12 protein-coding genes are annotated in these 17,741 nt (G+C 72.4%); 2 read left to right on the plus strand and 10 right to left on the minus strand.

The window, feature by feature from the left end; all coding sequences use genetic code 11:
* The 9 genes from ACWGJM_RS32440 to ACWGJM_RS32480 form a co-directional block, all read right to left on the minus strand.
* Positions 1-767, minus strand: a 767-nt coding sequence (locus ACWGJM_RS32440; RefSeq protein WP_453415306.1) for an amidohydrolase family protein, incomplete at its 3' end; no start/stop codon positions are given.
* Positions 764-1,651, minus strand: coding sequence for an NAD(P)-dependent oxidoreductase (locus ACWGJM_RS32445; RefSeq protein ID WP_453415307.1), 888 nt, complete (start codon positions 1,649-1,651; stop codon positions 764-766). The genes ACWGJM_RS32445 and ACWGJM_RS32440, both read right to left, overlap by 4 nt.
* Positions 1,648-1,986, minus strand: a complete 339-nt coding sequence (locus ACWGJM_RS32450) for an antibiotic biosynthesis monooxygenase family protein (protein ID WP_453415308.1) — start codon at positions 1,984-1,986, stop codon at positions 1,648-1,650. Before ACWGJM_RS32450 ends, ACWGJM_RS32445 begins: the two co-directional genes overlap by 4 nt.
* A 269-nt stretch (positions 1,987-2,255) precedes the next feature.
* Positions 2,256-3,752 carry an acyl-CoA synthetase gene (locus ACWGJM_RS32455; protein ID WP_453415309.1) on the minus strand — a complete coding sequence of 499 codons (1,497 nt, stop codon included), beginning with the start codon at positions 3,750-3,752 and terminating at the stop codon, positions 2,256-2,258.
* A gap of 79 nt (positions 3,753-3,831) precedes the next feature.
* The gene (locus ACWGJM_RS32460) at positions 3,832-5,382 is read right to left on the minus strand and encodes an acyl-CoA synthetase (RefSeq protein ID WP_453415310.1); all 1,551 of its coding nucleotides are present in this window, start codon (positions 5,380-5,382) and stop codon (positions 3,832-3,834) included.
* On the minus strand, positions 5,379-6,491 hold the full coding sequence (locus ACWGJM_RS32465; RefSeq protein ID WP_453415311.1) for an NAD(P)H-dependent flavin oxidoreductase: 1,113 nt from the start codon (positions 6,489-6,491) through the stop codon (positions 5,379-5,381). The genes ACWGJM_RS32460 and ACWGJM_RS32465 overlap by 4 nt, the downstream gene beginning before the upstream one ends.
* A gap of 93 nt (positions 6,492-6,584) precedes the next feature.
* Complete coding sequence (locus tag ACWGJM_RS32470) at positions 6,585-8,147, minus strand: phytoene desaturase family protein (protein ID WP_453415312.1); 1,563 nt, start codon at positions 8,145-8,147, stop codon at positions 6,585-6,587.
* 54 nt (positions 8,148-8,201) lie between these two features.
* Positions 8,202-10,403: a tetratricopeptide repeat protein gene (locus tag ACWGJM_RS32475; protein ID WP_453415313.1), complete on the minus strand. Its 2,202-nt coding sequence runs from the start codon at positions 10,401-10,403 to the stop codon at positions 8,202-8,204.
* A gap of 190 nt (positions 10,404-10,593) precedes the next feature.
* Positions 10,594-11,391 (minus strand): oxygenase MpaB family protein, encoded by a 798-nt coding sequence (locus ACWGJM_RS32480; RefSeq protein WP_453415404.1) that lies wholly within the window; start codon positions 11,389-11,391, stop codon positions 10,594-10,596.
* A gap of 543 nt (positions 11,392-11,934) precedes the next feature.
* On the opposite strand from ACWGJM_RS32480, the gene ACWGJM_RS32485 reads away from it, so the two are divergent.
* Positions 11,935-12,885: a hypothetical protein gene (locus ACWGJM_RS32485; protein WP_453415314.1), complete on the plus strand. Its 951-nt coding sequence runs from the start codon at positions 11,935-11,937 to the stop codon at positions 12,883-12,885.
* A 3-nt stretch (positions 12,886-12,888) separates the two neighbouring features.
* Positions 12,889-16,572, plus strand: a complete 3,684-nt coding sequence (locus tag ACWGJM_RS32490) for a CHAT domain-containing protein (protein ID WP_453415315.1) — start codon at positions 12,889-12,891, stop codon at positions 16,570-16,572.
* Here ACWGJM_RS32490 and ACWGJM_RS32495 read toward each other — a convergent pair.
* Positions 16,529-17,707 (minus strand): acyl-CoA dehydrogenase family protein, encoded by a 1,179-nt coding sequence (locus tag ACWGJM_RS32495; protein ID WP_453415316.1) that lies wholly within the window; start codon positions 17,705-17,707, stop codon positions 16,529-16,531. The two genes, ACWGJM_RS32490 and ACWGJM_RS32495, sit on opposite strands and share 44 nt — an antisense overlap.
* Between the last annotated feature and the right edge of the window lie 34 nt (positions 17,708-17,741).

The raw sequence follows: 17,741 nt of genomic DNA on the forward strand, positions 1-17,741 counted from the left end.
GGGGGGGGGGGGGGGGGCCCGGGCGCGGGGGGGGGGGGGGGGGGGGCGGCGGGGGGGGGGGCGCCCCCCGGGGGCGGGCGGGGGGGCGGCGCCCCCCGGCCCCGGGGCGGGGGGCGCGCCGCCGTCCGCAGGCGCTCCGGCAGCAGCGCCATCGCGCCGCCGCCGGTCGCGCCGATCAGCCGGAGACCGGGGTACTTGTCCAGCCATCCCGCGAACGCGATCATGGCCATGCCCACCGTGATGTCGCCGAACCGGCCGATCTGCTCGACGAAGCCGATCTCGTCGACCCGTTCGGTGCCGACCGGTTCGGCCGGTGCGTGCACCAGGACCGGCACCCCCGCCTCCGCGGCCAGCGCGAAGAAGGAGTCGGCCCGTGGGGAGCCGAGGAGCTCCCCGTGGACGCTGGACGTGGTGATCAGACCGACGAAGGCGGGGTCCGCCAGGGTCTCCCGCACCCCGTCGAGGTGATCGTCGTCGCCGAACGGGTTGGCGTACACGTATCCGCGCAACTGGTCCGGGAACCTGCCGATCAGGCCCGACATCCAGGCGTGGAAGCCGCGCAGCCGGTCGCGTGGTTGCGCGTAGTTGTCGACGCCCGGGACCCGGGCCATCGCACCGGCCCCGACGGGGCTGCCGATGATGGTGAGGTCGATTCCGGCCTCGGCGCGAGCGGCGAGCATGCCGTCGACGTCGGTCAGGCTCGGGGGCATGGGGAAGCGTTCGGCCGCCTCCGGCGGGGACAGATGCCCGTGGATGTCGATGATCACGTGTCGCTTCCCGTTCTCGGTGTGAGTACGCGGGTGACCGCGGCGCAGTCCTGGTCGCCCAGCCCTTCCTCGGTGGCGCGGACGTGGGTCTCCGCCGCGGCGGTCGCCAGCGGCAGGCTCAGGCCGGCCGCCGCTGCCTGCTTGGAAGCGAGCATGAGGTCTTTGGCCATCAGCCGCAGCCGGAAGTCCGGCTCCTCGAACTGACCGGAGGCCAGGCGTCGCGACTTGAACGCCATGACCGGCGAGGCGAAGCCGCTGCCCGCGATCGTCCTGAGGACCAGCCGCCGGTCGAGTCCACAGGCGGCGGCGAGTTCACTGGCCTCCGCCAGGGCCTGCACCTCTATGCCCATGAGCAGGTTGAGGAGCAGTTTCATCCGCATGCCGGAGCCGAGTACGCCCAGATGGACGACCTCCTTGCCCAGCATCCGCAGCAGCGGCCGGCAGGCCTCGAACGCCTGCTCCTCGCCGCCGACGAACAGCCGCAGCTCGCCGTCACGGGCGTGGTCGCGGTTGCCGAGCATGCCCATGTCCAGGACCGCTGAGACGTCCCCGGCGATCTGGACGACCTCTTCGGGCCCGACGGTGCTCGCGCAGATCAGGACGCCGGGGTAGGCGCCCCGGGCCAGTACGCCGTCGGGTCCGCGCAGCACGGCGCTGAGGGCTTCGCCGTCGGCGACGGCGCAGATGGCGGCCCTCGTACCGGCGACGGCGTCGGCGGGGTGGGATGCCACGAAAGCACCCACCTCGGCAAGCGGTTCGGCCCGGTCCGCGGTGCGGTTCCACACCCGGACCCGTACCCCCTGGTCGAGAAGGCGGGCGGCCAGGCCGGCGCCCATCGTCCCGAGTCCGAGCACTGCGACGGGGTCGTTGGTCGTCCGCGTCATGACGACACCCCCAGGGTCTCCTTGACGACCCGGAAGCGCAGCGACTGCGTCGAGTCGACCCACTGGCGCAGCGGGGCCACCAGCGCGCGGTGCTCCTCGCTCTGCTGCCAGGCGAAGAAGTGCTCGGCCGTCTCCCACTCGCTGGTGATCACCCACTGCCGCGAGTCGTCCACGGGTTCGCCCAGCCTCTCGACGATGTGGCCGGGGGTGCGGGACACGGACTTCCGGATCCGGTCGTACAGATCCAGGAACCCTTGCTCGCCGCCCTCGATCACACGGACCGTGAAGACGACGCCCAGCTTCTCGGCCGAATGGCCCTTCTGCTCAGTGCCCATGTCTCCTCCTGGTGGTGAGATCCGGCAGGACACGCATCCCACCGACTCATGACCGCCGTACGGACGCAACTCCGAATGGGGGACAGCCCAGTGGGCGCAAGGGACTCACGCTGCGTGGTTAGCCCGTTCGGGTGGGTGACGAGACGTGCCGTCACCAGGCCGCGGGACGCGGGTCACCTCACCCGGACGGGGCACTGCCGGCCCTTGCGATCCGGCCCTCGGGTGACGCTCGATCGGGCGATGTCCCGGCCCGGTGGGTGGTGCGGCCGTCAGCCGCCGAACCGGTCCCGCAGCTCGCGCTTGAGGATCTTGCCGCTGGCGTTGCGCGGGAGTTCGGTCACGAACAGCACCCGCTTGGGCGCCTTGAAGGGGGAGAGCTTCTCGCGCGCGTGGGCGATGAGTTCGTCCTCGGTGACCTCGCCGCGCGGGACGACGACCGCCGTGACGGCCTCGATCCACCGCTCGTCGGGCAGGCCGATCACGGCGGCCTCGGCGACGGCCTCGTGCGTGTACAGCGCGTCCTCGACCTGCCGGGAGGCGACCAGTACGCCACCGGAGTTGATGACGTCCTTGACCCGGTCGACGATCGTGAAGTAGCCGTGCGCGTCCCGCACCGCGAGGTCGCCGGAGTGGAACCAGCCGTCGCGGAATGCCTCGGCCGTCTCCTCCGGCTTGTCCCAGTAGCCCTCGCACAACTGCGGTGACCGGTAGACGATTTCGCCGGGCGTGCCGTCGGGCACGTCCTCGCCGTCCTCGTCGACCACGCGGGCGTCCACGAACAGCACGGTGCGGCCGCAGGAGTCGAGCCTGCCCTTGTGCTCGTCGGGTGCGAGGACGGTGGCCAGGGGGCCGATCTCGCTCTGGCCGAAGCAGTTGTAGAGGGCCAGTTTCGGCAGCCGTTCGCGCAGCCGCTCCAGGACGGGCACCGGCATGACCGACGCCCCGTAGTACGCCTTGCGCAGGCCGCTCAGGTCGCGGGTGGCGAAGTCCGGCCGGTTCGCCAGGCCGATCCACACGGTGGGCGGCGCGAACAGGCTGTCCACGCGGTCGGCTTCGATGAGGTCGAACAGGCGGTCACCGTCCGGCGCATCGAGAATGATGTTGGTCGCGCCGACCGCGAGGCAGGGCAGCAGGAAGACGTGCATCTGGGCGGAGTGGTACAGCGGCAGGGCGTGCGCCGGCCGGTCGCCTGCGCTCAGGTCCAGGGCCGCGATCGCGCTGAGGTACTCGTGCACCAGCGCCCGGTGGGTCATCATGGCGCCCTTGGGCAGGGCGGTGGTGCCCGAGGTGTACAGCAGCTGCACCAGGTCCTCGGTACGTGGTTCGGGGCCGTCGTACGGGGACGCGTCCGCCAGCCGCGCGAGGAGCGAGTCCTCGGCGTCCCGCAGCGGCATCACCCGTATCCCGTCCGGGAGTTGCCCGGCGATGTCCGGATCGGCGAGCACCAGGCCGCTGCCCGACTGGCCGACGATGTAGGCGAGGTCGTCGCCGGTCAGGTTCTGGTTGACCGGCACGTGGACGAGTCCCGCGCGGGCGCAGGCGAGGAAGGCGATCAGGTAGGCGTCGGAGTTGTGGCCGTAGGCGCCGACCCGGTCGCCCGGGGCGAGGCCCGCGCCGAGGAGTACGCCCGCCGCACGGGAGACGGCGTCGTCGAGCTCCGCGTACGTCCACGTCCGCTCGCCGTACTCCACCGCGACCCGCGCCGGGGTGCGCCGCGCGCTGCGCCGCAGCACTCCGTCCACCGTGCTGCCGTGTGCCTGCGTCATGTCACATGATCTTCGACCCGCTCGGGAGAGAGGTCAAGGACCGGAGACGGATCCCCCAGGTCCCGGACCGGGACATCGGTCACACGGGTCGCGTACGGCCCTCCCAGTAGGGGTCGCGCAGCCGTCGCTTGTACAGCTTGCCGTTGGGGTCGCGGGGCATCTCGGTGATGAAGTCGACGCTCTTGGGCCGCTTGTAGCCGGCGAGTTGCTCTGCGCAGTGGTCGAGCAGGGCGGCGGCGAGGGCGGGTCCGGGCTCGTGGCCGGGGGCGGGTTCGACGACGGCCTTGACCTCCTCGCCCCAGTCGTCGTGCGGGATCCCGAAGGCGGCGGCGTCGGCGACGGCGGGGTGGGCGAGCAGCGCGGACTCGATCTCGGCGGGATAGATGTTCACACCGCCGGAGATGATCATGTCGATCTTGCGGTCGCGGAGGAAGAGGTAGCCGTCCTCGTCGAGGTAGCCGAGGTCACCGACGGTGAAGAAGTCGCCGATACGGTTCTTGCGGGTCTTGGCCTCGTCCTTGTGGTACGCGAAGCCCCCGGTGCTCATCTTCATGTACACCGTGCCGAGTTCGCCGGGCGGGAGGCGGTTGCCGTCGTCGTCGAAGACGGCCAGTTCGCTGATCGGCCAGGCCTTGCCGACGGTGCCGGGCTTCTTCAGCCAGTCCTCGGCGGTGGCGAAGGCGCCGCCGCCCTCACTGGCCGCGTAGTACTCCTCCACGCTGTGGCCCCACCAGTCGATCATGGCCCGTTTGACGTGGTCGGGGCAGGGGGCGGCGCCGTGGATGGCGTGGCGCATGGCGGAGACGTCGTAACGGGCGCGCACGTCCTCGGGGAGGGCGACCAGGCGGTGGAACTGGGTGGGGACCATGTGGGTGTGGGTGCACCGGTGCGTGTCGATGAGGCGGAGCATCTCCTCGGGTGTCCACTTGTCCATCAGGACCAGGCGGTGGCCGATGTGCAGGGACGCGCCCGCGAACTGGAGGACGGCGGTGTGGTAGAGCGGTGAGCAGACGAGGTGCACGTTGCCGTCGAACGGCTTGATGCCGAAGATGCCGAGGAATCCGCCGAGGTAGGCCTCCTCGGGGAGCTTGCCGGGCAGCGGGCGGCGGATGCCGCGGGGGCGTCCGGTCGTACCCGAGGTGTAGTTCATGACCCAGCCGAGTTCGCGGTCCGCGGGCGCCGACTCGGGCTGTCCGTCGAGGAGTTCGTGGTACGGCCGGAAGCCCCGGGCCGTGCCGACCGCGTACCGGTGTGTCGCGGGCAGGCCCGCCTCGTCGGCGGCGTGGCGGGCGGCGCCCTCGAACCTCTCGTGGGCGAGGAGCACCTTCGCGCCGGAGTCGGACACGATCCAGGCGATCTCGGGTCCGACGAGGTGGTGGTTGACGGGGACGAGGTAGAGGCCGGCCTGGGTGGCGGCCAGGTAGGCGGTGAGGAACTCGACACCGTTGGGCAGGACGACCGCGAAGGCGTCGCCGCGTTCCAGGCCGGCGGCGCGCAGGCCGTGGACGAGCCGGTTGGCGGCGGCGTGCAGCCGTCCGGCGGTCCACTCCTCGCCGTCGGGGGCGACGAGGACCGTGCGGTCGGGGTCGGCGGTGGCCTGGGCCCAGAAGCCCGTGGGGGGTGTGCTCACGACTGGCCGCTCCTTCCGGCGATGCGGTTCAGGCGGTCGACGGCCTGCTCGAAGCCGCGGGTGAGGTCGTCGAAGACGGCCCGCACACTGCGTTCGCTGTTCATCCGGCCGACGATCTGGCCGACGGGCGTGCCGAGCAGCGGGTCGACCTCGTACTTCTGGATGCGGGAGACCGCCTCGGCGACCAGCAGGCCCTGCAACGGCATGGGCAGTGTGCCGGGCCCGGCCGGGTCGTCCCAGGCGTCGGTCCATTCGGTACGGAGCTGGCGTGCGGGCTTCCCGGTCAGCGCGCGGGAGCGGACGGTGTCGCCGGACCCCGCGGCGAGGAGCTTGCGGGTCAGCGCGGGCGAGTGCAGGTCGGCCTCTGTGGTGGTCAGCCATACGGAGCCCAGCCACACACCCTGCGCGCCGAGGGTCAGCGCGGCCGCCACCTGCTGTCCGCTGCCGATGCCGCCGGCGGCCAGCACGGGCAGCGGGTTGACGGCCTCGACCACCTCGGGGGTCAGCACCATGGAGGCGATCTCGCCGGTGTGGCCGCCCGCCTCGTAGCCCTGCGCCACGACGATGTCGATGCCGGCGTCCTTGTGCTTGCGGGCGTGCCGGGCGCTGCCCGCGAGCGCGGCGACCAGCACGTCCCGTTCGTGGGCGCGGGCGACGACGTCGGCGGGCGGCGAGCCGAGGGCGTTGGCGAGCAGCTTGATCGGGTAGTCGAAGGCGACATCGAGCTGGATCCGGGCGACCTGCTCCATCCAGCCGGTGATCCGCCAGCCGGGCGCCTCACCCTCGGCGAGTTCGGGCACGCCGTACTTGGCGAGGGTGTCCTTGACGAACTCCCGGTGCCCCTCGGGGATCATCGCCTCGACGTCGGCCTCGGTCACGCCCTCGACCTTCTTGGCGGGCATGACGACGTCCAGCCCGTAGGGCCTGCCCTCGACGTGCGCCTCGATCCAGTCCAGGTCGCGCTTGAGGTCGCCGGGAGCGGTGTAGCGGACCGCGCCGAGCACTCCGAAGCCGCCGGCCCGGCTGATGGCCGCGGCGACGGCGGGGAACGGCGTGAAGCCGAAGACGGCGTGCTCGACTCCCAGTTTCTTGCTCAGCTCCGTCTGCATGGGGCGCAGGATGCCGCAGTCCCCCGGAGGACGGAAGGCTCTTTCTGATACTCCGTCAGATTTTCCGCGAGCCCCGGCGGACCTGAGGGGGCGTCAGTCGCGCTCCAGCACCGCCATCGCCGCGTTGTGCCCGGGCACCCCGCTCACCCCTCCCCCGCGCACCGCGCCCGCCCCGCACAGCAGGACGTTGGCGTGCCGCGTCTCCACTCCCCAGCGGCCGGTGTCCTCCTGGGCGTACGGCCAGGCCAGGGCGCGGTGGAAGATGTTGCCGCCGGGCAGGCGCAGATCGCGTTCCAGGTCCAGCGGCGTCTTCGCCTCGATGCAGGGGCGGCCGTCCGCGTCGAGGGCCAGGCAGTCGGCGAGGGGTTCGGCGAGGTGGGCGTCGAGCTGGGCCAGGGTCGACTTCAGCAGCTCGTCGCGGACGGCGTCGTTGTCCCGGGTGAAGAGCCGGGCGGGGGTGTGCAGGCCGAACAGGGTGAGGGTCTGGTAGCCGCGTTCGACCAGCTCGGGGCCGAGGATGGTGGGGTCGGTGAGGGAGTGGCAGTAGATCTCCGAGGGCGGCGCGGCGGGCAGGTCGCCGGACGCGGCCTGGGCGTGGGCGGTGGCCAGTTGCCCGTAGCCCTCGGCGATGTGGAAGGTGCCCGCGAAGGCCTCGCGCGGGTCGACGTCGGTGTCCCGCAGCCTCGGCAGCCGCTTCAGCAGCATGTTCACCTTGAGCTGGGCACCCTCGGCGGGCGTCGGGGCGGGATCGCCGGTCAGGGCCGCCAGCTCCTGCGGGGAGGCACCCACGAGGACGTGGCCGGCGGTGACGGTGCCCTCGGCGTCGGCGGTGCGGTAGGTGACCTCGGCGGACTGCCCGTCGGTGTCGATCCGTACCGCCTCGTGCCCCGTGGCGAACACCGCGCCCGCCTCGCGCGCGGCGGTGGCCAGGGCGTCGGTCAGGGCGCCCATGCCGCCGACGGGCACGTCCCAGGCGCCGGTGCCGCCGCCGATGACGTGGTAGAGGAAGCAGCGGTTCTGCGCCAGGGAGGCGTCGTGGGCGTCGGCGAAGGTGCCGATGAGAGCGTCGGTGAGAACCACACCCCGAACGAGGTCGTCGCCGAAGTTCTCCTCGATCGCCACGCCCATCGGTTCCTCGAACAGGGCCCGCCACGCGGCCTCGTCGTCGACGCGGCGGCGCAGTTCCTCCCGCGTGGGCAGCGGTTCGGTGAGCGTCGGGAAGACCCGCTGGGCGACGCGGCCGGTCATGCCGTAGAAGCGCTGCCACGCCTCGTACTCCCGGGTGCCGCCGGTCAGCCGGGCGAAGGCCTCCCGGGTGCGCCGCTCGCCGCCGCCGACCAGCAGCCCGGTGGGCCGTCCGGCCCGCTCGATGGGGGTGTACGAGGAGATGGTGCGCCCTCGGACGCGGAAGTTCAGGCCGAGGTCGCGGACGATTTTCCGGGGCAGCAGGCTGACCAGGTACGAGTAGCGCGACAGTCGGGCGTCGACCCCGGCGAACGGGCGGGTGGAGACGGCGGCGCCGCCGGTGTGGTCCAGCCGTTCGAGCACCAGCACGGACCGGCCGGCCCGGGCCAGATAGGCGGCGGCGACGAGGCCGTTGTGGCCGCCGCCGACGATGACGGCGTCGTAGGTCCGGGATGGCTCGCGAGGGGGCATGGTTCTTCGTAACACGTGATGATCTACGGGGGCCAGAGGCGTGCCGATGACGGCTCAGCGTCCGCCGGACGCCCGCTGCTGCCGCTGTACCGCCACCCGGCGGTACAGCTCGACGGCTTCCGCTCCCCGGCCGAGTTGTTCCAGGCAGTGGGCTTCGTCGTTGCGGCTGGCGAGCGTGTCGGGGTGGTCGGCGCCCAGGACCCGTTCGCGGGCGGCGGCGACGTGGCGGTACTCGGCCAGCGCGTCCGGCCAGCGGCCCAGCCAGCCCAGTCCGACGGCGACCTCCCGGCGGCTGACCAGGGTGTCGGGGTGGTCGGGGCCGAGCACACGCTCGCGGAGGGCGCACACGTCGCGGGACTCGGCGAGGGCCTCCTCCCAGCGGTCGAGGCGGCCGAGGTTGACGCCGAGGCCGTGGCGGGCGCGCAGGGTCTCGGGGTGGCTCGGGCCGTGGACGCGGGTGCGGTCGCCGATCAGGTCGCGGTAGAGCCGGAGCGCCTCGGCGCTGCGGCCGAGGCGGCCCAGGCTGATGCCGACCTCGTAGCGGGCGGCGAGGGTGTCGCCGTGGTCGGGGCCGAGGACCGCCGCCCGTGCCTCGGCGACCTCGCGGTAGGTCCGCAGGGCCTCCGACCAGCGACCCAACTGGCCTAGCGCGTAGGCCACTTCGTACCGGGTGACCAGGGTGTCGGGGTGGCGGGGGCCGAGCACCCGGGCGCGGGCGGCGGCCACTTCGCAGGCCATCCGGTGGGAGTCGTCGAGGCGGCCGAGCCGGCTGAGGTTGAAGGCGAGGTTGTGGCGGCAGCGCAGGGTGTCGGGGTGGTCGGCGCCCATCGTGCGCTCCCGGGCGGCCAGCACGGAGGTGTACGTCTGGTGCGCGTCGAAGTGGCGGCCCAACTGGCCCAGTACGTACGCCGTCTCCTGCCGGGCTGCGAGGGTGTCGGGATGGTCGGCGCCCAGCACGCGCGCTCTCGCCCGGGCGACCTCTGTGTACTCGCGCAGCGCGTCGGCGGGGCGGCCGGCGCGGCTGAGGGTGAAGCCGAGCTCGTACCGGCTGGCCAGGGTGTCGGGATGGTCCGGGCCGAGCAGCCGCGCGCGTTCGGCGGCGACGGCCCGGTGCAGGTCGCCCGCCTCGTCCCAGCGGCCGAGCCGGCCCAGGCCGAGGGCCGCGTGGTGCCGTCCGTCGAGCGCGGTCACGGCCCGAGGGGGCGGGAGGGCCGGAATCTGCGGAAGGGCGGTGACCGGGCGGGCGATCCACTCGCCGGTGAGCCCGGCTCCGGGGTCGGGGGCCGGGCCGGCCAGGCCGGTGCCGGTCGCCTTGTGCCCGGTGGTCATTCCCCGGGTCCAGGACGGCAGACGGGGTTCGGAGGTCCGTGGGGGTGCGGCGACCACGGTCGGCACGTACCCGGGCACCGACCGGCCGGCGGCTATCCGGCGGGCCAGTTCCCTGGCGTCGCCCGGCCGTTGCTCGGGGCGCTTGGCCAGCAGGTCCAGGATGATCCGCTCCAGGTACACGGGCAGCTCGGCACGGTGACCGCGCGGCGGCCGGGGCGGGGTGTCCCGGTGGCCGATCAGGATGGCCCAGGCGTCCTCCAGGTCGAACGGCGGCACCCCGGTGGCGATCTCGTACAGCACGCAGCCCAGCGAGTACAGGTCGCTGCGCTGGTCGACCTCGTCGCCGCCGATCTGCTCCGGGGACATGTAGTGCGGGGTGCCCATGGCGACGCCGGTGCCGGTCAGCCGGGAGGTGAAGCCGATGTCGTGGCCCAGACGGGCGATGCCGAAGTCGCAGATCTTCACCGCGCCATCGGTCAGCCGCACCATGTTGGCCGGTTTCAGGTCCCGGTGCACGATGCCCTGCTGATGGGTGTAGGCGAGGGCGGCGGCGACCTGCTCGGCGATGTCGACGACGTCGGCGACGGGCAGCGGATGGTGCTTGTTGTCCTCCAGGAGCTGGCTGAGGTTGCGGCCCTGGAGCAGTTCCATCACCAGGTACAGGATGCCTTCGGACTCGCCGAAGTCGTGGACGACGGTCACCCCGCGGTGCGAGAGCGCGGCGGCCACCCGGGCCTCACGGCGGAACCGCTCCCTGAGGACACGGGTGAAGGCGTGGTCGTGCTGCGGGCCGAGCGGTTTCAGGCATTTCACGGCGACCTGGCGGCCGAGGGACTCGTCCCGGGCGCGCCAGACCTCGCCCATCCCGCCCCGCCCGATCAGGTCCAGCAGCCGGTACCGGCCCTGGATCAGCCTGGAGTCCGCCATCGCGCGCCGTCGCCCCCGTCGCTGTTCGCCCCGCGCCTCCCCTAGGGGAGGGCGTCACGATGCGGTCGCGCGCAGCCGGCCCGATCCGTGACACACCCCCCTGTCAGGGCCTGTCCGGCAATTCCCGTCGTCCGCCCGAAGGGCGGGCCGCGCGGCGATTGCTGGACAGGCCCTGGTCCAGTATGGCGGCCTATCGCCCGACTTTGTACGGTGCCGGACGCGTGCCCGGTCCGAGCCTCGCCATGGCGCGCAGGATGTGTTTGGGCGGCAGTTGCCAGCGCAGACGTGCGGGAATCCCGCGCAGCACGGTGCCGGTGGCGCGTAGCCGCCGGGTGACGGCGGCGGGTGCGGGGGCCGGTCTGCCGTACAGCTCGTGGGCGTACGGCGGCAGGGAGGCGTACGCCAGATGCGCCACCCTCCGCCACAGCAGCGCGCGCACCGGGACCAGCAGGGGGTGCGTCGGCGGGCGGAGCAGGAAGTCGTCCACCGCGCGTGCGTCGGCTCCCGCGACCAGCCGTGGCCGCACCGTCTCGAAGTAGGCCGCCATCCCGGCCCGGTCGCCGGGTACGGCCGCGGGGTCGAGGCCCACGAGGCGGGCGCTTACCCGGTGCTCGGCTATGTAACGGTCGGCCTGCGCGTCGGTGAGGGGGTAGCCGGAGCGCCGCAGCACGTGCAGATAGGAGTCGATCTCCGCGCAGTGCACCCACAGCAGCAGCTCGGGTTCGTCGACGGCGTACCGCTCCCCCGTCTCCGGATCGGACGCCTTCAGCATCGTGTGGATCTTCCGCACCCGGGCACCGGCCCGCTCGGCGGCCTCCGTCGTCCCGTACGTCGTGGTCCCCACGAAGTTCGCGGTACGCATCAGCCGCCCCCAGGCGTCCCGCCGGAAGTCGGAGTTCTGCATGACTCCGCGCACCGCGCGCGGGTGCAGTGCCTGGAGGTAGAGCGCCCGGATCCCGGCGACCCACATCATGGGGTCGCCGTGCATCTGCCAGGTCACGGAGGCGGGACCGAAGAGGCCGGGGTCGGCTGTACTCACGGGTCACCTCCGGCGGCGTCGGTGAGACCACCATGTCACACATCGAGCATGTCGAACCGGCCGTCTCCGTACACGTCCCGGGCGGCAATGGATCATTGACGATCGATTGTGAACTTCGCCGGTCAAGTTCGGTACGAAATGGGAGTGTCCGGATTTCATGGCTGGACCGGCCCCGGAATGGGGAGTGTTGCCAAGGGGAGATGAGCGGCGGATCGGGGGGACTGTCGTTGGAGCCTTCGGAGTCTTCGGGGGAGGAATCCCGCACACCCGCGCACGGGGTGGACGACGATATCCGGAGCCCGGCCGAGCGGTCCGGCCCCGGGGGGTTCGAAGGGCTGGCGGGTGACGCCTTCGCCGACTTCGACCGGTTCGTGTGCCCCAACGGTGATTTCGCGTGGCCGCTGCTGGACGTGGGCGACCCGGTGACTCCGCCGGACCGCTGCCCGCGGTGCCACGTGGGTCTGGAGTTCCGCACGGCCGGCTGGCGCCCTCATGCTGGGTGACTTCTGGAAGGGGCTCGGGGGGAAGCTCGCCGAACGCTGGCTGACCGCGTTGTTCTCGCCCGCCTGCCTCTTCTGGTTCGCGGGCGCGCTCGCCTGGCTGCACGGCCCGGGGCGGGCCACGGTCCGCGACAAGGGCTGGGCGGGGGCCGCCGCCGTGTGGACCGCGGGGCTGACCGGCCGGCCCGCCCTGGTGCAGTGCCTCGCCGTGGTGGCGTCGCTGCTGCTGCTCACGCTGTCCGGTCTGCTGCTCCAATTCCTCTCACGTCTGGCCGTACGTCTGCTGGAGGGCTACGGAACCTCCCGGGGCCTGGCACGCCTGACGCGTGAGCGGCTGAGCCGACGCGCCCAGCGGGACATCGGGCGCCTGCGCCTGCTGGCCGCCCGGCCGGCCGCCGACCTGGACGCCGACGAACTCGCGGTGCGGGGGCGGCTGGTCCGCGCGATGCGGTCGGCTCCGCTGGACCCCGCCCGCAGGATGCCGACCCGGCTGGGCAACCTGCTGCGCGCCTCGGAGGACCGCGTGCGCGCGCACTACGGCCTGGACCCCGTGATCTGCTGGCCCCGGCTGTGGTTCCTGCTGCCGGACACCGCCAGGAACGAGATCGTCGCCGCCCGCCGGTCCCTGTACCTGAGCGTCCAGGTGTGGGTGTGTGCCGTGGCGTCCGCGGTGTGGTCGGTGTGGTCCCTCTGGGCGATCCCGCTGTCCCTGGTGGTCGCCGCGACGGCCTACCGCGGATTCCTGCTGTCCGCCGCCGGCCAGTACGCGGAACTCGTCGAGTCCTGCTTCGACCTGTACCGGCGCGAGTTGTACACCTCCCTGCGCTGGCCGTTGCCGGCGGACCCGCTCGCCGAGCACCTCGCGGGCCAGCGCCTCACCACGTACCTCACGGCTGGATCCCGCCGGGCCGACCCGGCCTTCGCTCCACCCGAAAGCGGCTGACCCATGCTGAACGAGCTCTTCCGACGCGCCTTCCTGCTGTCCCAGGAGGCCGATCCGACGCCCGCCATCGCGGCCTGGGAGGCCGTCATGGCGCATCCCGGCCACGACACCCTCGTGCCCGAGGCTCGGTGGAACGCGCTGAACGAACTGGGTGCCGTCCGTCTGAAGAGGTACGACGCCGATGCCCGGATCGACGATCTGGCGGGCGCGCTCACGTGTCTGGAGAGCGCGGTCCATGTGTCCCGCCCCCTGCGCCCCGAGCTCGGGGCCATGTGCCAGTACAACCTGGCCCAGGCGCAGGAACGCCGGTACCGGCGCAGCCAGGACGCCGAAGACCTGCTCACCGCGGCTCGCAGCATGTGGAGCCTCGTGGACGCCCCGCCGCCCGGTAAGGACGCTCGCTCGATCTGCCTGTGGGTGAGTGCGCACATCGAGTGGCACACCGGTGACAAGCCCGACGCCCTGCGACGGCTGCGCCTCACCGCCCTGGAGCGCCTGCTGGTGGAGTCGGACGCCCCGGACGCCGCCTGGTACCAGCTGGGAGTGGCGGCCGCACTCGTCGATCTCCTGCACACGGATCCGGCAGGCTCCCGGGACATGGCGGCACGCGCCCTGGCGCTCGCCGAGGAGAGCTGCCGTGTCCTGCCCGACGGGCCCGAACGGCAGACGGCGATCGGCATGGCGGCGAAGATCCGTGACATGCGAGCGTGGATCGACGAGAACATCCCCGTGCCCGCCGATCCCGGTCCACCGCAGCAGCTGGACCTCTTCGAGTGGGTGGAGGGCCTGGCTGACATTCCCGACCGCGAGGAGCGCCTGAGCTGGTTCCGTGAGGCACTACGGCAGAATCCGTACGAAACAGCCAGGGACACCTGGGTGATGCTGTGCGTCGCCTTCGCCGACGAGATCCTCAAGGCGGAGACCAACGAGAAGATCGAGACGGACGAGGCCATCACCGCCCTGCGCGCCGTGCTGGAAGAGCCCGACAGCCCCGCGTCCCGTATCCGGCTGGAGCTGACGTTCAACCTCGGCATGGCCTACAGCCGACGCAGGGCCGGCGATCCTCTGGACAACCAGCGCGAGGCGATGTCGCTGTTCGAGCAGTGCCTCGGTGAGGTGGAACCGGGTCACCACCTCTATCCGCATCTCGCCTGCGCCATCGCACGCCTGGTGCGGGACGACCGCAGGGGAAGCCAGTCGGCCCAGGTCGACCGGGCCATCGCCCTGTGCCTCGACACCCTCGCCACCCTGCCCCCGGACGCGGATCCCGGAAAGCGGGCGCGTGTGACCGGCTCGCTGGCACTCCTGCTGCCCCACCGGACGACCGGCGACCCGGAGGCCGACATCGAGGAGGCGATCGACTTGGGGCGCCAGGCCCTCGAGCTGCTGGACCCGGTCCGGGACGCCATGGAACGAGGGAACATGCACCACAACATGGCGCGTCTGTACCGCGACCGGCTCACCGGAGGCCGCGAGGCCAACCTGTGGCGCGCCATCGAGCACTACCGGGCGTGCCTCCTCGCGCAGCCCAAGGAAACGATGCCCGTGGACTGGGCCATGACCCAGACGTCCCTGGGCGTGGCGTACAGCATGATGCGGGGCAGGGACGTCGAGGCGACCCAGCGGCTGGCGGCCGACGCGTTCATGGCGGCCCTGTCGGTCTTCACCCTGCGGGACCACCCCACGGACTGGGCGCACGCCGAGTTCGGTCTGGGGGTGGCCCTGGGTGACTTCGACGTGCGGGCCGAGCCGGATCCGGAACAGGCCATCGCCCATCTGACGTCCTGCCTCCAGGTGTTCACCGAGGCGGGCTCGCCCTGGGAATGGGCGCTGACACAGTCGTGGCTCGGCATCATACGGATGCAGTCGGGGCCGGCCGAGCAGCGCACCGCCGCGGCCGGGCACTTCCGCGCCGCTCTGCGTGTCCTCAGTTTCGAGAACAGTCCCCGTGACTGGGCGATGGCGCGATTGAACCTCGCCCAGTCGGTTCCCGCGGACGACCGGATGCCCCTCCAGGACACGATCAGGGTCCTGACCGAGCACGGACGACGCAACGAGGCCTTCACGGCCTGGATGCTCCAGGTGCGACTGCTGGGCGAACAGCGGGACTGGGCGGGCGCGGCCGAGGCCGGCGCGCGAGCGGCGGATCTGCACGAGAGCCTCTATCAGGAGGCACTGCTGCGGGAGAGCCGCCACATGGAGCAGCGGGCGGTGTCCGGCGACCTGATGGAGATCGTCACCGTCATGCTCCGGGCGGGCCGCACACTCGAAGCGGTACTGCTCCTCGAACGCACCCGCGCCAGGGAACTGGGTGAGACCCTGGGGCAGGAACGTGAGGGGCTCGACCGTGCGCGGCAGGCGGATCCCGAGGCGCTGGCCGCCTTCCGGGCGGCGGCCGACCGGCTCGCCGCGTTGAGCAGCGCCGAACGGTCGGTTCCGGTCGCCGGTCTGGGCCCCCAGGAGGTGGAGCGGCTGAACCTCTCGCTGGTGCGGGCGATCGCGCGGGCCCGCACCGAACGGGACACGGCGCTGGCGCGGCTGAGAGGGGTGACCGAGCACCTCAAGCCGCCCGGCGTCGGCGAACTGTCCGCGGCGGTCGGCCCGCACCGTCCGCTGGTCTATGCGTATGTGTTCAACGCGGCGGTCCACCTGGTGCTGGTACGGCGAGACGGCGAGGGGTGCCTCGACGTGGACAGCCGGACCACGGCGGACGTCCGGGAACTCGAGGCGGACGAGGCCGCGGCCGCGCTGCGGGACAGGCTCGCGGGCACCCTGGCGTCCTGGCTGCGGGAGCTGGGGGCCGAGGAGGTCACGCTGGTCGCGTGCGGGCCCGTCGGCCGGTGGCCGCTGCACGCCCTGGTCTCGGACGGTCGCTGCCTGGTGGACGACTTCCGGATGTCCTTCACCCCGTCGGCGGCCGTCCTGGCCCGTCGGCATGCGCCCCGGCCCGGCCCCCCGGTCCTGGCGGCCGTCGGCAACCCCACGGCTGACTTGCGCTACGCGTCGGTCGAGGTGGCCGCCGCGGCCGCGCTGGGCTCCTGGTCCCGCGCGACGGTGCGGCACGGCACGGACGCCGCCCCTGAGGTCCTCCAGGAGGACCTGCGCGGCGCCACCCACGTCCATCTCGCCTGCCACGGCGTCTTCGATGCCGCGCGCCCGATGGAGTCGGCCTTCGTGCTCGCGGAGGGGAGCCACCTGACGCTGCGCCGCATCGTGGCGGAGCGCGCCTTCCGGGGCGTCCGTCTGGTCTTCGCCTCGGCCTGCGGCACCGCGTCCACCGACACGTTCGTCGCCGACGAGGCCATCGGGCTGGCCTCCGGCCTCCTTCAGGCGGGAGCGAGCGAGGTCATCGCCTCCCTGTGGAATGTGGACGACCTGGCGACGATGCTGCTGGCGACCCGTTTCCACGCCGAGCTCGGCCACGGCACCGGCCGGGCCCTTCAGTCCGCGCAGCTGTGGCTGAGGGACTCCACCGCCGCCGAGTTCGCCCGGTGGTGCCGACAGCTCTCGGACGCGGTGGACGACCCGTCGCACCGCGAACGGCTCGACGGGGCCGTCGCCTTGTTCGAGGACTTCCCGCCCAGGACACGCTGTTACGCGGAGGCCCGTCACTGGGCCGCGTTCATCCACGTGGGCGCGACTGTCAGCGCCGTACCCGGGGCATCCCCAGACCAATCCACGAGATGATCTCGCGCTGGATCTCGTTGTTGCCGCCGCCGAAGGTGAAGATCACCGCCGAGCGGTAGCCGCGTTCCAGGTCGCCGTGCAGGACCGCGCCCGCGGAGCCCTCCTTCAGGGGGCCGGCGGCGGCGAGGATCTCCATGAGCCAGGCGTAGGCATCGCGGCGGGCCTCGGAGCCGTAGACCTTGACCGCGGAGGCGTCCTGCGGGGTGAGGGTGCCCTCCTGGACGGCGGTCACCATCTGCCAGTTGAGGAGCTTCAGGGCGTCGAGGCGGGTGTGCGTGCGGGCGAGCAGGCGGCGCACCCAGGGCAGGTCGACGACGCGGCGGCCGTTGGCGAGCTTGGTCTCCATCGACCAGCGCTGGACGTCGTGCAGGGCGCGGATCGCCATGGTGCCGTGGGCGGCGAGGGTGACGCGTTCGTGGTTGAGCTGGTTGGTGATCAGCCGCCAGCCCTGGTTCTCGGCGCCGACGCGGCGGGAGACGGGGACGCGGATGTTCTCGTAGTAGCTGGCCGTGGTGTCGTGCGAGGCGAGGGTGTTGATGAGGGTGCAGGAGTAGCCCGGGTCGGAGGTCGGCACCAGGAGCATGGTGATGCCCTTGTGGGGCGGGGCCTCGGGGTCGGTACGGGTGGCGAGCCAGACCCAGTCGGCGGTGTCGCCGTTGGTCGTCCAGATCTTCTGTCCGTTGACCACGTACTCGTCGCCGTCCCGGACCGCTCGGGTCTTCAGGGCGGCCAGGTCCGTGCCGGCGTCGGGCTCGCTGTAGCCGATGGCGAAGTCGATCTCGCCAGAGAGGATGCGCGGCAGGAAGTACGCCTTCTGCTCCTCCGTGCCGTACTGCATGATCGTCGGGCCGACCGTGTTGAGCGCCATCAGCGGCAGCGGGACGCCGGCCTGCGCGGCCTCGTCGAAGAAGATGAACTGCTCCATCGCGGTCATGCCACGCCCGCCGTACTCCTTCGGCCAGCCCACGCCGAGCCGGCCGTCGGTGCCGAGCCGGCGGATGGTCTCGCGGTAGAAGCGCTTCTGGGCGACCGGGTCCGTGTACCGGGCGTAGGCGTTGTCCGGTACCAGGTCGGCGAAGTAGGCGCGCAGTTCGGTGCGCAGCCGCTGCTGCTCGGGCGTGTGGTCGAGGTGCACGGCGCCTCCAGGCTCCCATGGCGGGTCGGTCCTG

This window comes from Streptomyces sp. NPDC054834 (genome assembly GCF_053611185.1).

Coding starts and splice junctions, on each gene's coding strand:
- ACWGJM_RS32445 (WP_453415307.1), bottom strand. CDS start 1,651: ATGACGCGGACGACCAACGACCCCGTCGCAGTGCTCGGACTCGGGACG.
- ACWGJM_RS32450 (WP_453415308.1), bottom strand. CDS start 1,986: ATGGGCACTGAGCAGAAGGGCCATTCGGCCGAGAAGCTGGGCGTCGTC.
- ACWGJM_RS32455 (WP_453415309.1), bottom strand. CDS start 3,752: ATGACGCAGGCACACGGCAGCACGGTGGACGGAGTGCTGCGGCGCAGC.
- ACWGJM_RS32465 (WP_453415311.1), bottom strand. CDS start 6,491: ATGCAGACGGAGCTGAGCAAGAAACTGGGAGTCGAGCACGCCGTCTTC.
- ACWGJM_RS32470 (WP_453415312.1), bottom strand. CDS start 8,147: ATGCCCCCTCGCGAGCCATCCCGGACCTACGACGCCGTCATCGTCGGC.
- ACWGJM_RS32475 (WP_453415313.1), bottom strand. CDS start 10,403: ATGGCGGACTCCAGGCTGATCCAGGGCCGGTACCGGCTGCTGGACCTG.
- ACWGJM_RS32480 (WP_453415404.1), bottom strand. CDS start 11,391: ATGCACGGCGACCCCATGATGTGGGTCGCCGGGATCCGGGCGCTCTAC.
- ACWGJM_RS32485 (WP_453415314.1), top strand. CDS start 11,935: ATGCTGGGTGACTTCTGGAAGGGGCTCGGGGGGAAGCTCGCCGAACGC.
- ACWGJM_RS32490 (WP_453415315.1), top strand. CDS start 12,889: ATGCTGAACGAGCTCTTCCGACGCGCCTTCCTGCTGTCCCAGGAGGCC.